The sequence below is a fragment of the Microbacterium immunditiarum genome (assembly GCF_013409785.1).
Classification (GTDB): Bacteria; Actinomycetota; Actinomycetes; order Actinomycetales; family Microbacteriaceae; genus Microbacterium; species Microbacterium immunditiarum.
This window is the reverse complement of the sequence record NZ_JACCBV010000001.1, coordinates 589,437-605,044: the sequence shown is the minus strand read 5'-3', so window position 1 is coordinate 605,044 and position 15,608 is coordinate 589,437. Positions and strand designations below refer to the sequence as shown.

Genomic DNA, 15,608 nt, shown 5'->3' with positions numbered 1-15,608 from the left:
GCGGCGTCGGTGTCGCCGTGAAGGTGCTCGGCCGCGCGTTCGCGTCGATCGGCGACGGTGTCGTCGTGCGGGCGGTGGCGCTCGCGGTCGAGGCGGACAGCACGACGGATGCCTCGGCCGACATCCTCATCGCCTCGATCGGCGCCATCGGAGGGTCGGGCGCCCGGGTCGACGTCGACGTCGACGTCGACTCCGACGTCTCCGTCGGGTCGATCTCGGGTGCGATCACGACGCTCGACACGACCGGGTCGATCTCGCTGCTCGCCAAGGGCACGCACTTCTCGTACGCCGAGGCCGAGGGCGGGGCGGGCGGACTCGGCGCCGTCGCCTGGCTCATCGCCGACGCGACCCTCACCGGTGCGGTGACGGCACGCATCCTCGGGCGCACGACCGTCATCCGAGCGGGCGGGGTCGACGTCACGGCCGACCTGCTGTCCGGGGCCGCCGGTTCACGCGTCGTCGTCGGCTCGGGCGGAGCGGTCTCGATCGGCGGATCACAGGCGATCGCGGAGTCGACCCCCCAGGTCGCCGCGTCGATCGGTGACGGCGTCACGATCGGCGACACGACGATCGCGGCGTCCCCTGTCCCGATCCTCGGCGGAGTGACGGTGTCGGCGAAGGCGATCGCCGAGGCCGATTCCGTCGCCAACGCGTACGGGGGTGGCGCCGTCCAGGTGGGGATCCCCGAGGCGCGTTCCACGCTCTCGCCCGACGTCGACGCGTACATCGGCACGTCGGCGACCATCACGAACCCGACACGCATCTACACGGCGGGCTCGGTGAGGATCTCGGCCGAGCTCAGCGACGATGCCACGTCCGCGCCGAGCGACCGCATCACGGACGTCGTGATCGGCACCGACAGGATCGTCTTCTCGTACCCGGGCATCGGCGAGGGCGACGTCGTCACCTACATCGGTCCCGGAGTCACGGGCCTGCACTCGGGATCGGCGTACACCGTGCTCGACAGCGGCGAGGTCGGCAGCATCCGGCTCGGCGCGCTGCTGCCCGCAGCGGACGTCGACCCGAACACCGAGATCATCACGTTCCTCGTGCCGCACGGCTTCGTCTCCGGCGACTGCATCGTCTACGACGCGCGCGGCGGGGTGTCGATCCTGCAGAGCGGCGCCTTCGCCACCGGAGCGTGCAGTGGAACGAACGTCTTCTATGTGCGCGTGATCGACACGACCCGCATCAAGCTGACCACGTCGTACGCGGCGGCGACCACGCCGACGCCCGCGAACCCGGCGGGCGACGCGCCCATCACACCGACGGTCACGGGCAACCGCCTCACCGATCCGACGCTCGCGGGCCTCGCCGACGGCACGCCGGTGATGTACCGGGCGCCCGCCGCTGGGACGTTCAGCGGCAACGCGGTCGACGTGACCCCCGTTCAGATCGAGGATCCCCAGAACGCCGGTTCCCTCATCTGGACTCCGGCGGCGACGGTCACGACGGTCGATGAGAAGAAGGTCGTGACGATCACGCTCAACGCCGGCGCGAACAACATCTTCGTCGGCACCGCCCTGACGAACCTGCTCTCGACTGGTGACGCGGTCGTCTACCGGGTTCTCAAGGGCTCGCCCATCACCCCGCTGGTCGACGGGGGCGTGTACTACGTCATCAAGTTCGCGAACGGCTCGATCCAGCTCGCGAGCAACAGGTGCCGTGCGACCGGATGCCCCGCGCAGGCGGGTCCAGACGGTGAGTTCGGAACGGATGACGACATCGCGGCCGTGCCGGTCACACCGATCGCGATCGGCCGCGGGGCCGCGGACTCGCTGCACTCGATCGAGCGGGCACTCGGCGACCTGCGGGACGGGTACACGTACTACATCAAGAGGGGCGGAGCCATCCCGGCCGGCTCGGTGGAGCTCGCCGCGACGCCGGGCGGCACCACGCTGTCGCTCGCGAACACGGATCGCCCGGGTCCGCACCGCTTCGGGATCGTCGAGGTCGACCTCAAGGCCGGGACCGGCACGCAGGCCCTGTATGCCCGCATCGGCTCCGAGCTGTCGGCGGGCACGCACCGGCTGGGCGGCCCCGGCGGCGAGGACCTGACGGTCATCGCTCCTTCGAAGGGCAACGGCGCGTCCGGCGCGACCACGAACGGCGGCTCCGGCGGCGGCGTCGACGTCAGCGTCCCCTCGGCGAGGGTGACGGGAACGATCACGGTCGACGCGACGCTCGCTGCGGCGATCGTCCAGGCGGGTCAGTCGATCGAGGTCACCGCGAACGGGCGGTCGCGTGCCACCGCGTACGCCAACACGGGCGGCGGCGGCGGTGTCTCGGTCGGCGAGGCGCACGCCGACGTCGTCTTCGACACGGCGACCACGACCGCGACGGTCGCCGGCTCGAGCAACCTGCGCGCCGGCCTCGACGTGACGGTGGCGGCGACATCCGACCACCGCATCGGCGCGACGGCGCAGTCGAAGGGCGGCGGCGCGATCTCGGCGAAGATCGCCGAGACGACGGCGCGCATCGACAACGACACGGTCGCGATGATCGGCAACGGCGCCGTCATCCTCGCGGGCCGACATGTGACGGTGCGCACCGACTTGGCGACGAACGGCACCACCCTCTCCGACACCGCGTCGTGGGGCATCGGGGCGGGCGCCGACTCGGACAACACGAATGACGATCGCGGCGTGCGGATCGGCACCTCCACGGATGCCTCGACCTCGCGCGTCGTGATCGGAACGGGCGTCCGCATCACGGGCTCCACGGTGAACCTCGACGCGTACGTCTCGCGCATCGAGGGCACCGCGACGGCGAAGGCGCTCGGCGTGAACCCCATCCTCCTCGGAGTCGCGACGGCCTTCGCGAACGCGCACGTCGACCTCTACCTCACCGTCGCGGTCGAGATCGGCGGCGGGACGATCATCCGCGGCGACCGCGGTGTCGACCTCAAGGCGCACACGGTCGGCATCGTCATCACGCGCAACGCGATGCGCCTGGCGGTTGCGCTCATCCCGCCGCAGCGCGCGGAGAACAACGGCGACGGCGACGTCGATGCGGTCGTGAACGCCGACCGTGGCGCGATCGTGATGGCGGGGGCCCGTCGCATCGACCCCACGTCCGGCCTGATCATCCCCGGTGACACGGAGAGCGTCGCGCTCTACGGTTTCGCCGACAGCGGCGTCCACTACGAGACCCCATCGCCCGACAGCGACCGCTACCGCGACGCGAGCGGAGGCCTCTACGACGAGTCGCGCCACATCTGGTGGGATGCCGATGTCATCGTGCTCGGCGGGCTCGACGGAGCTCCGCTCCTCGTCGTCGACGAGGACGGCTTCGTCGTCGACGCGAACGCCATCACGATCAACGGCGGCACCGTGCCCATCCCGGGTGTCACGCAGGTCGACCCCGACGGCGACGGCCGCTACGTGATCGACGAGATCGAGAACACCGGCTACGCGAACGTCCTGTTCGTGGCGACGTGCCAGTCGCACGGGCCGAACGACGCCGTTCCCGGCGCGCATCCGACCCGCATCTCGTGCTCGATCGCGAACCAGGACTACGCCTCGACGCGCGGTGAACCGAACCAGCCGTGGCCGACCTTCGAATTCCGCGACACGCTGGAATCCGTCGTCATCGTCGACCGCTCCGGCCTCGAGGTGACGATCCGCGGCATCGACGTCGTCAACGACTTCACCGAGTCGCCGCTCGTGCGGCTGCACTCCGAAGGCGGCGCGCTCCGTGCGTTCACCACCCTCGAGTTCGATCTGCGACACGCCGCGGCGCCGAGCCTCGTCGACATCGAGAAGCGCGGCGACGGCGACGTGCTGCTGTCGGCGCTCATCGAAAACCCCGTCGGACTCACGCGCATCGTGAACCTCTTCGCCGACATCCTGGCCTCGACGGACGACGCGAAGATCACGACGAACCTGCTCGACATCGAGGCGACGCTCGGCTCGATCGGTTCGGAGCAACGGCGACTCCTCGTCGACCTCGTCAGGTTCGTCGCGAAGCCGCGCGTCGACGCACCGACCGCCTCGGGCCCGCGCGATCCGCGCATCGCGGCCCAGGCCGGCGCCGACGTGTGGCTGAGCCTGAAGGGACTCGACCGCACGCAGGCCGGCGCCACGACGATCACGATCACGCTCGACCTCATCCGCGCGGGCGGCGACGTCGACCTCGAGCTGCGCACGGCCGTGCGACAGGGCGCCTCGACACGGCACGGCGACGTCGAGGTGCATGTGGTGCACGAGTCTTCGATCTGGAGCACCGCTAGACCGCACCGCTTCCACTTCCGCGGCTCGGAAGCGAACCCCGACCCGGCGCGCACGGGGGTCACGGGCCTCATCGACCCGGCGCTCGAGACCGCCGGCACCGATGTCGAGATCGACAGCGTCTACCGCCTCGAGCAGCGCAACGCCCTGCTGCCTCGGGTCGACGTCCCGATCGGCGCGACCGGCCAGACGATGTTCCGCGCCGACGCCGAGGATGGCTGGTTCGTGATCTTCGCCACTCCGGCGCTCACGCCCGGCACACCCGGCGTCGTGGCGGGCGACGACATCCGCATCCGCGACACCGAGGCGCTCGCGAACGGTTCGGACGCGGTCGACTCCGGCTCTGCGCCACGCGTGCACGTGGAGGGCTTCATCGACCTCGCACCCTCGAGCACGGGCTGGGTGGACGTCGACATCGACGGCTCGATCGCCCTCGACGAGGTCGCGGACGACTTCCGCATCGGCCTCATCCGCTCCCGCACTTCGGATGTCAGGCTCGTGTCTGCGGTCAGCATGATCGACGCCGACCCCGCCGACGCCGCGACGAACCCGTCCGACCCGCGCGACGTCGAGGGCGTCAACATCACACTCATCGCGAGGACCGGCTCGATCGGGACCCCCGCCGACTTCCTCGAGATCAACCTGCTCGACACGGTCGGCAGCTCGCCGACTCTCCTGAACGGCGTCCTGAACGCGGTCGCCGCGCTCGGCGTCCACCTCTTCGAGGTGCTCGGAGACCTCCGTGTCGGCATCGTCGTCTCGGCGCAGAATGATCCGACCCAGGTCACCGACGTCTCACTCGTCGCGGGCGCCGGATCGATCCTCGACGGCGAAGCAGACGCCCTGCCCGACGTCGTCGCCGACCGGATCGACCTCCGTGCGACGGGCGGCGGCATCGGCACGCTCTTCGACGACCTCGACGTGAACACGTCGGTCGTGAACTCGTCCACCGGCCGCCTGTACGCGCAGGCCGATTGGAGTGTCTTCATCACCGAGACGGATGGCGACCTGCGTGTGCTCGCGGCGAAGTCGCGCGACGGCGACGTGCGCCTCACCGTGCCCGACACGAACGGCGTGCGTGGACCCCCGTCGACCGGAACGCAGGACCTCATCCTCGTCGTCAGCGGTACGAGCCTGGTCAGCCAGGGCGAGCCGCGCACGACGACCCCGGGCGCCGCCGACTCCGCGACCACGACCCGCAGCGGCATCTGGGCAAAGCGCGACATCTCCCTCTGGGTCGGCGACGACCTGCTCGCACCCGTCGAGTCCGACATCGTCGCCGGGCGCACGATCTACATCCACGGCGACACGAACCGCGACGCAGCCGCCCCGAGCGCGATCGATCCCGACCCGCTCGGCACCCCGTCCGCGACGAACGCCGACACCCACTCGAGCACGGCGACCGCGACATCCGGCTTCGGCACGACGATGACCTTCGCCGGCCGCATCGGCGGCCTCTTCGACCTCGACGGCGGCAGCGACCGCACCGACGGCGCACTCATCTTCGGCCACATCGACGTCGACCACTTCGACTTCGTCTCCACGCTGCTCGGCACCGCGGTGCACGTATACGGCAGCCAGAACCTCTCGGCCACCGACCGCACGCGGTGCGCACCGGCCGTTCTGCAGGTCGGATGCGGCGACGGCGAGGACGTGTTCCAGGTGCTCGCCCTGCGCACCCCGGACGATCCCGACGCCCACACGCTCACACTCGACGGGCAGCAGGGCACCGACACCTACCGCATCGAGACGACCACCGACGCGACGCGCACGTACGTCGTGAACCTCCTCGACACCGGAGCCCCGAACGACGGCGCCGACGTCGCGACGATCGTCGGCACCGACGGCGACGACATCGTCCTCCTGCGCGCCGTGACGGCGATCCCGAACGAGACCGCCGATCGCCCGGCGTTCGTGGCGTTCCTCCACGGCACGCTCGAGGGCCTGCGCGGCTCGCCGGCCGTCGGCACGGGCGTCGAGCGGATCAACTACGACACCGCCCTCAACGGCCGGCTCATCGTCGAGACCGGTCTCGGCGACGACTTCTTCGCGGTCGACGACACGAGCACGACGATCACCCTCGACGCGGGCGCCGGCGACGACGAGTTCCAGTTCGGGCAGCTCTTCGGCACACCACGCGAGGCGGCCGCGGGCCTCGCCCCCGAAGACGTCTTCCCGCGCATCATCGCGACCACGCGCGGCTACCTGAGCCCCGGCATCGGCGCACCGCTCGTGGCGCTCGGCGGCGCGGGCAACGACCGCTTCACCGTGTACTCGAACCAGGCCGAGCTGCGGCTCGAGGGCGAGGACGGAAACGACCTCTTCGTTGTCCGCGGCTTCGCTCTCGCGCGGACGAACGCGGACGGCACGATCCAGACGGATGCCTCGGGCACCGCGATCCCCGCGATCGGCGCCTCGACCGGCCGGCCGCTCGACATTCGCACGGGCGGCGGCGACGACGAGGTGCAGTACACGATGAACGCGCCGGTCTCGGTCGACGGCGGCGCCGGCTACGACAAGCTCGTGATCCTGGGCACCGAGTTCCCGGACGACATCGTCATCACGGCATCCGCGATCTACGGCGCCGGCGTGACCGTGCGCTACGCGACGGTCGAGTCGGTCGAGGTCGACGGGCTCGAGGGCGCCGACCAGTTCTTCGTCCAGTCGACGGCCGGCGGCGTCTCGTACCGCGTGATCGGCGGACTCGGCAGCGACACGATCAACATCGCGGGCGACATCTCGACCGACATCGTCGTTCGCGACATCGAGGGCGCGAGCGGCTCGATCGACCACCTCGTGACGTCGGGCGACGTCGACTACCACGGCATCGTCGCTCCGGGCATCGACCTGCACGTCGCGGGCGTCAATGAGGGCGTCGTGGTGATCACCGAGTCCGGCGGCGGAACATCCGTCGCCGAGGGCGGGGGCACACGCGCGTTCGACTCGTACACCGTGAAGCTGTCGCGCCAGCCGGTGGGCACCGTCTACGTGACCGTGAGCTCGGCGATGCCGGGCCTCGCCGAGCGGATCGCGGCGATCCCGGGCGACTCGGTGTGGCTGTGCGCGGGCACCCAGGCCCAGTGCGACGACGCGTTCGAGGAGTTCCGCCGGCACCTCGTCGAGATGGGCGCGACGGTCGACCCGGCGCAGCGCGCACTCGTGCTCGCGTTCGACGCCGCCACCTGGAACCTGCCGCAGACCGTGTGGGTGTACGCGGTCGACGATGCGCGGCCCGAGGGCGACCGGACGGTGTCGATCAGCCACACGACGCTGGCGACGGATGCCGCGGATCGCGCCGCGGGCTTCGACGGTGCGGCCGTGCGCAACGTCGAGGTGCTCGTGCGCGACAACGACGTCCCGGGCGTCGTGATCGTCGAGGTGGTTCCGGGCACGTCCGACGAGGACCGCTCCACGGTCGTGCTCGAGGGCGCGAACGGTGTGACGGATGAGATCCTCGTCGGCCTGGCCGCGCCGGCGGCGGGCGAGGTGCGGATCCGCCTCGACGCGCCGGACGGCCGCATCCGGTTCGAGAGCTCCGACGGCCGCTTCAACGCCGCAACCCGCATCATCACGTTCGCTGCGGGCGACACCACGCCGGTGCGGATCCGGATCGTCGTGATCGACGACGCGATCCGTCAGGACCCCGCGTGGGTGCGGATCATCGCGCGTCTCCTCTCCGGCCCCGCCGGGTACGTGTTCGACGACCGCACGAACTACGTCGACGTGCGCGACGACGACTCCGCGGGCGTGCTCGTGACCGAGAGCGGCGGCGGCACGACGGTCGTGCGCGGCGGCACCGGCGACGACTACACGATCCGACTCACGAAGCAGCCGACCGCCGACGTGAACATCGCGATCCTCACGGACGGGCTCACGGATGCGGCGATCGGCGGCCGCGTGACGTGGCGCGCGATCGGCTCCGCCGGCAAGGGCCTGTTCACGGGCGCGGTCGCCTTCGACCCGGCGACCCGGCGCATCACGCGCGCCGACGGCGGCAGCTTCCTCGCCGACGGCTTCCTCGAGGGCATGCGCATCTCGATCGACGGCGGCTCGACGTACTACAAGATCGCGGTGATCCGCGGCGACAACGCGACGTTCGACAACGTGATCGAGCTCACCGCCGAGTTCGCGCTGCCCGCGGGTGGTGGAGTGGTGACGCTGCGGCGGGTCGCGGCATCCGTCACCTTCACCGCCGCGAACTGGATGACCCCTGTCACCGTGTCGCTCGTCGCCGATCCATTCTTCGACGTGCCGCTCGTGCGAGAGGGCGTCAAGACGTTCGCGACGCAGCCGCACCTGCTGAGCCAGCTGGTCGGACCGGTGCAGATCGAGGGCGGCACGACGCGGGTGGACCGGTCCCTGCACAGCGGCGTGAAGCTCCCCGGCGAGGCCGACGGACCGCTCCTCGGCATCGGCGACGCGGCATCCGTGCCCGAGGGCCGCAACATCGACGTGCTCAACATCTTCGACGACTCGAGCGTGCAGGACCACGTGCGCACGCTCACCTCGACGAGCCTCACGGGCACGGGCCTTCCCTCGGGCTTCACCGTCTCCGGCGGCACCGCGTTCGGCGAGCCGGCCGTCGTTCCCGGCGGCATCTCGTGGGGCGTCGTCGAGTTCGAGACGGCGGCCGACGGCACCATAACGGCCATCACGGCGGATGCGTCGCTGTCGACGATCGAGGTGCTGAACCTCCTCCTCGGCACGGGCAACGACCGCCTCACGATCACGGGCACGCTGCAGCAGGCGCCCGAGGACGACGGCGACCCGTCCACCGCGCCGAACCCGCCCGCCGCGCACGGCTCGCTCACGGTCGTGCACGGCGGCGGCAACCAGCTCGTGAACGGCGTCGTCGGCGGCGACACGATCATCGTCACGGGCGGCGGCGGCCCGTCGTCGCCGCTCGTGATCTACGGCGACACGTCGCAGGACGGCGTCTGGTACTCCGGCCGCGCCGAGACGCAGGACGCGGGCGACTTCGGCGCACAGCCGTTCGACCAGTTCCCGGGCGTGCCGGATGAGGACGAGCGGTTCTGGTTCCCGCTGGCGAACCCGTACGCGCACGCCGGCGACGACGTCATCGACGCGAGCGCACTGTTCGTGGATGCCGCACCCGGCGCGCTCCCGAGCGTCGGGGTCATCGTCTACGGCGGTGCCGGGAACGACACGATCATCGGCAGCCAGGCGCACGACTATCTCGCGGGCGGCTCGGGGAACGACGTGATCCTCGGCCAGCGCGGCAGCGACCAGATCTACGGCGACTCGGGCGTCAGCGTCGACGTCATCACGCGGCGCCTCGACATCCCGACCGCGAACACGAGCGCATACGCGATGGCCGACGGCCTCGTGCCCGGTGCCGACCAGCTCTCCGGCGAGGGAGCGGGCAGTGCGACCGGCGACGCCGGCGACCACGACGACACGATCTTCGGCGACCACGGCATCGTGACGCAGGCCGTGACGATCGAGCGCGCCGACCTGCTCGGCGGCCCGGTGTTCGTGCGGATCCAGACGGCGCGCCTCATCATCGCGATCGCCACCGCGCAGCCGCAGGTCGGCGGCGACGACACGATCACGGGCGACGCCGGCGACGACCGCATCGCGGGCGGCAACGGCGCCGACGTGATCGCGGGCGCGGCGGGGCTCGACACGATCTTCGGCGACCACGGCCGCATCGAGTTCGTCACGCCCGACGGCCTGTTCCGCCTTGTGACGACGACCGACCCGACGCTCGGCGGGCAGGACACGATCACCGGCGGCACCGGCAACGACGCGATCCTCGGCGGCACGGCATCCGACACCGTCAGCGGCGACGACGGCAACGACCTCGTCTTCGGCGACCACGGCCGCATCGACGCGACCGTGCCGTACCAGGGCGCGATCGGCATCCGCCTCGACCTGCTGCCGCTCAACATGCCGCTCGTGACGCATCCGTTCGCGTGGACCTCGATCGACACGCGGGCCCCCGACGGCGGTGCGGGCGACCTCCTCCGCGGCGACGCCGGCGAGGACGTCATCATCGGCGGCCAGGGTTCCGACCGCATCACCGGCGGCACGGGCGACGACGACCTCATCGGCGGCCACAACGTCGCGGGCGGCAGCGACACCGGCGACTTCATCGACGGCGGCGCGCAGAACGACGCGATCGCGGGCGACAACGCCAACCTGCTGCGCACGGGCGACATCTCCGGCCGGCGGTTCCAAGTCCTCACGTCGGCCGGCATCTACGGCCAGGATTCCGGATGCGCCGACATCGTGTCCGCCGGGGCCTGCGGCACGAACCCGACGGATTCGCACGACGACCCGCGCGGCGCGAAGGAGCGCGACGTCATGCTCTTCGACCACGACACGTCGACGCCCGCCGGACTCTACGGCGACGACGTGATCGCGGGCGGCGCCGACGACGACCTCATCTTCGGCCAGCTCGGCGACGACTGGATCCAGGGCGACGGCTCGGCGATCGATGACTCCGGCGCCCTCACCGTCGACGTCCGCACGACGCGGCAATCCGTCGAGGACTGGGCCGGCGGCGGCCGCGACGGCGACGACTACCTCGAGGGCAACGGCGGGAACGACGTCATCTTCGGCAACCTCGGACGCGACGACATCATCGGCGGCAGCTCCGAGCTGTTCAGCCTCACGACGCCCTCGCGCCGTCCGGACGGCGCCGACACGATCTTCGGCGGTGCCGGCATCCGGCTCGTGCGCAACAACTACGGAGACCTCGAAGAGGACGGGCACGCGCGCGACAGCGACGTCATCCTCGGCGACAACGGCAACATCCACCGTCTCGTGCGCGTCATCGCCGGGGTGGCGGACGGCGACCCGTTGACGCCCGACACCGTCTTCCTCACGTTCAACTACGACACGTACGGCGGCGCCGTCCGGCTGCTGCCTCGCGCGTACACCTTCCTCGATTACACCCAGGGGTCGGGGGTGGGCATCGGTGCCGCCGACGTCGTGCACGGAGAGAACGGAGATGACACGATCCACGGCCAGCTCGGCGACGACGTGCTCTTCGGCGAGGGCCAGGACGACGACATCTACGGCGGCTGGGGGAACGACCGCATCTACGGCGGCACCGGTGTCGACGGGATCATGGGCGACGACGGCAAGATGCAGACGAGCCGCAACGGCATGACGGAGCCGCTGAACAACCTCGACACGCCCGACGCGCAGGAGTTCGTGTCCATCCCCGGTCCCTTCACCGGCGCCGACATCTACATCCTCGGCGAGCTGCTCAAACGGGCGGACTTCGCGACGTGGATCGAGGGCGCCGTCAACCACGACGTGCTCTACGGCGGCCTCGGCGACGACTTCATGCACGGCGGCGAGGGCAGCGACTCGATGTCGGGCGCCGAGGCGATGCAGGAGTTCTACAACCGGGACCTGCGCAACGGCGCGCTCACGCGCCTCGCGACCGAGCTGCCGCTCGTCGACGCGAACCCGCTGCACTACAGCGCCGACACGACGATGTTCGCGGACTACGACCCCGACGACCCGCGCGCGATCATCCCGGGCTTCCTCCTCAACTTCGACGCGTACGTGCTCGACGAGGTGACCGGCGAGGCGATCATCATCGACGGCCAGAAGGTCAAGAGCGACGACGGCCGCGACCGCATGTACGGCGACCTGTGGCACGACTGGCTCGTGGGCGGCACGAACTGCGACTGGCTGTTCGGCGGCTTCGGCGACGACCTGCTGCAGCTCGACGACAACCTCGAGACCGCAGGCGGCGCGAACACGAACCCCGAGAACGACGACCCGCGCTTCCGCGACGGCGACTTCGCGTTCGGCGGCGCCGGCCGCGACGTGCTCATCGCGAACACTGCGCAGGACCGCATGTTCGACTGGGGCGGTGAGTTCAACAGCTTCATCGTTCCGTTCAGCCCCTTCGGCTCGCCGACGGTCAACCGCAGCTTCAGCCCGAACATCCGCGACTTCATCCGCGCGCTGTCCGAGGCGGGCGGCTCGGACGAGGGCCCCGGCATCCCGGCCGGTGAGCCCTTCGACGAGGAGGCCCTCGTCGAGCCGAGCGACGGCCAGCTGTGGCAGGACCAGCACGGCGGCCCGCGCGACCCGCAGCCGGGCAACATCCCGGGCGGGGGCCGCGACGACGTGGGCGGTCCGAACCTGCACTGCCCGTGCGACCCGCAGACGCTCCTCCGCGTCGTGAAGTACGTCAACGGGGACGACGCGAACGTGAACGGCCCGACGCTCGACGCCGGCTCCGTGGTCGTGTGGACCTACCAGGTGTCGAACCCCGGATCCATCGCGATCCGCCTCACGCGCACCCTCGACGACAACGCGACGCCCGCCGACCCCACCGACGACTTCGTCCCCGTGTACGTGTCGGGCGACACCGACGGCGACGGCCTCGTCGACCCGGGCGAGGTCTGGATCTTCCGTGCCGAGGGCACCGCGCGCGCCGGCCGCCAGCTCAACGTGGTGACCGTCGAGGGCGTGGGCGCAAACGGCCAGTCGGTGCGCGACAGCGACCCGGCCGTCTACACGGGGCTGGCCGTCGAACCGGTCCAGCTGCACGTCGAGAAGGCGATCAACGCCGTCGACCCGTTCCACCCGACCCCCGCCGAGGACGCCGACGCCGCGCCGGGCGCATCGGTGCTGGTCGGCACGGCGGTGACGTTCACGTATCTCGTGTGGGCCGTCGACGGCCCGGTGACGGAGGTCGTCCTGCGCGACGACAACGGCACGCCGGGCGACACGTCGGACGACTTCGCGCCGGTGTACGTCTCGGGCGACACCGACGGCGACGGCATCCTCGACCCGGGCGAGGTGTGGCTCTTCCGGGCGGTCGCGATCGCCGTGCTCGGGCCGTACACGAACATCGCGATGGTGATGGGGGCGGGCGGCGGCGCGTCGCTGATGGCGACGGATGCCGCGAACTATCTCGGCCTCCCGCCGGCCCAGGTCCACATCGAGAAGGCCGTCAACGCCGCCGACCCGACTGCGCCGACCGCGGCAGACGACGCCGACACGCGCGCGACCGCCAAGATCGTCGCCGTCGGCACGGCGCTCGTGTGGACGTACCTCGTCACGAACCCCGGCACCGTGAGCCTGCGCGGCGTGATCGTCGTGGACGACAACGGCACGCCCCTCGACCCGAGTGACGACTTCGTGCCCGTCTACGTCGGCGGTGACACGGACGGCGACGGCGAGCTCGACCCCGGCGAGGTGTGGCTGTACACGTCCCTCGGCGTCGCGAACGCCACAGCCCCGGCCGGGTTCTTCGGCAACACGGCCGTCGTCACCGCCCAGTGGGGCGCCGGCGACACCGTCACCGACACCGACGCCGCGTGGGCGATCGGGGCGGTGGTCGAGGTCACGATCGTGAAGCTCGTGAACGGACAGGACGCGGATGCCGCACCCGGCCCCACCGTGCCGGCAGGCTCGACGCTGACATTCACGTACCTCGTGACCACCTCCGGCAATGTTCCGGTCGCCGTCGTCGTGAGGGATGACAACGGCACCCCGAACGACACCGCCGACGACTGGTCGCCTGTGTACGTGAGCGGCGACGTCGACGGCGACGGCCTCCTCGATCCCGGTGAGACGTGGATCTACACGGCGACCGGAATCGCGCCGCTCGGCCTCCACACGAACATCGCACGGGTGACGGCTGTCGACCCCGCGACGGACCAGACCGCGACGGCGACGAATGCCGCGAACGCCACGGGCGTGGCCGTGCCGCGGTCGGGCATCGTGGTCTCGAAGACCGTGAACGCGCAGCCCGCCGACGATCCGTCGGGCGCCGTCAAGGTCGCCGTCGGAGCGCCGCTCTCGTGGGCGGTGGAGGTGCGGCTGATCCCCGGCTCGCTGCCGATGAACGGCGTGACGGTCGTCGACGACAACGGCACGCCCGGGGACGAGCTCGACGACCGCGTCCTCGAGCTCACGAGCGGTGACACCGACGGCGACGGCGTGCTCGACGCCGACGAGGTGTGGATCTTCGCGTACGCAGGCGTCGCGGTCAGCGGCACGACGTGCAACTCCGCCGAGGTCTTCGCGGCCGACGAGTTCGCGACCGTCTACAGCTCGAGCGACGTCGCGTGCGTCGTTGTGGTGGCGCCCGGCATCCGCATCAAGAAGGCCGTCAACGCGGCCGACCCGTGGAACCCCACCGCGATCGAAGACGCCGACGGCACCGGCTCGCAGTGGCTGTGGGGCACGCGCGTCGTGTGGACGTACCTCGTCACCAACCCGGGTGACGTCGCACTCGCCCTCTCGCCCATCCGCGACGACAACGGCACGCCGGGCGACACCGCCGACGACTTCACGCCGGTGTACGTCGGGGGCGATCTGAACGGGAACGGCTTGCTCGATCCGGGTGAGATGTGGCTGTTCACCTCGGCGGGCGTGGTCGCGCACGTGGTGGGCACCACCCCGTACCGCAACATCGCGGCGGTGACGGGCACCGACGTCGTGCTGGGCGAGACCGTGTGGAGTTGGGACAGCGCCGCGTACCGCACCTCCGGCCGCGGCGAGGGCATGACGCCCGGGTTCTGGAAGAACAATGCCGACAACTGGGCAGCGTCCGCATGGCCACGGATGCCGGACGGCACCCTCGTGTACAGCCCATCGCAGACCGTCGGGAGCGTGTTCTCAACGGCACCCGACTCGGTGCGCGACCTGACCCTGGTGCAGGCGCTCGGCACGGGTGGCGGCGGCATCAACGCGCTCGTGCGCGCGGCGGTGTCGGCGCTCCTGGGCGCCGCGCACCCCGAGGTGGCCTACCCGTACACCGTCGCCGAGGTCATCGACATGGTCAACGCGGCGATGGCGTCGGGCAACACCGGCACGATCGGCAACACGGCGAGCACCCTCGACCGCCTGAACAACGCCGAGAGCGACCTCGACCAGCAGGGCCGCGCTGCGAGCCCGGGCACCCCGCCGCCGGCGGTCGTCGAGCCGCCGCCACCCACGCCTCCGGAGGGTGCGGTCGCAGCGATGGCGTTGAGCGAGCCGGACGACGCGGCGGATGCCGAGACGGATGCCCCGCCGCCGGCACCCGCGCTGCCGACGCTCAGCGTGGCCGACGTCTCGGTCCTCGAGGGCAAGAACGGCGGGTCCAAGGTGCAGTCCGTCGTGACGGTCACCCTCTCCGCCGCGACCACGTCGGCGGTGACGGTGACGATCACGATCGTCGGCGGTACAGCGACGAAGGACGGCGACTGGACGGGCGCGACCACCGCGACTCTCATGATCCCCGCAGGGGCGACGACGGCGACCTTCACGGTGCAGATCGTCGGCGACAGGACGAAGGAGCCCGACGAGACGATCCTCCTCGCGCTGTCGAACGCGAGCGCGAACGCCGCGATCGGCGACGGCGAGGGCGTGATGACGATCCTCAACGACGACTGA

General features: G+C 71.0%; 1 protein-coding gene (only partly in view). It reads left to right on the top strand.

The annotated features are described in order from the left end of the window. On the top strand, positions 1–15,608 hold the 3' portion of the coding sequence (locus BJ991_RS02735; RefSeq protein WP_179487245.1) for a Calx-beta domain-containing protein. Its footprint begins 11,932 nt before the window's first position; the window shows 15,608 of its 27,540 coding nt (coding positions 11,933–27,540); its start codon lies beyond the left edge, outside the window; its stop codon occupies positions 15,606–15,608.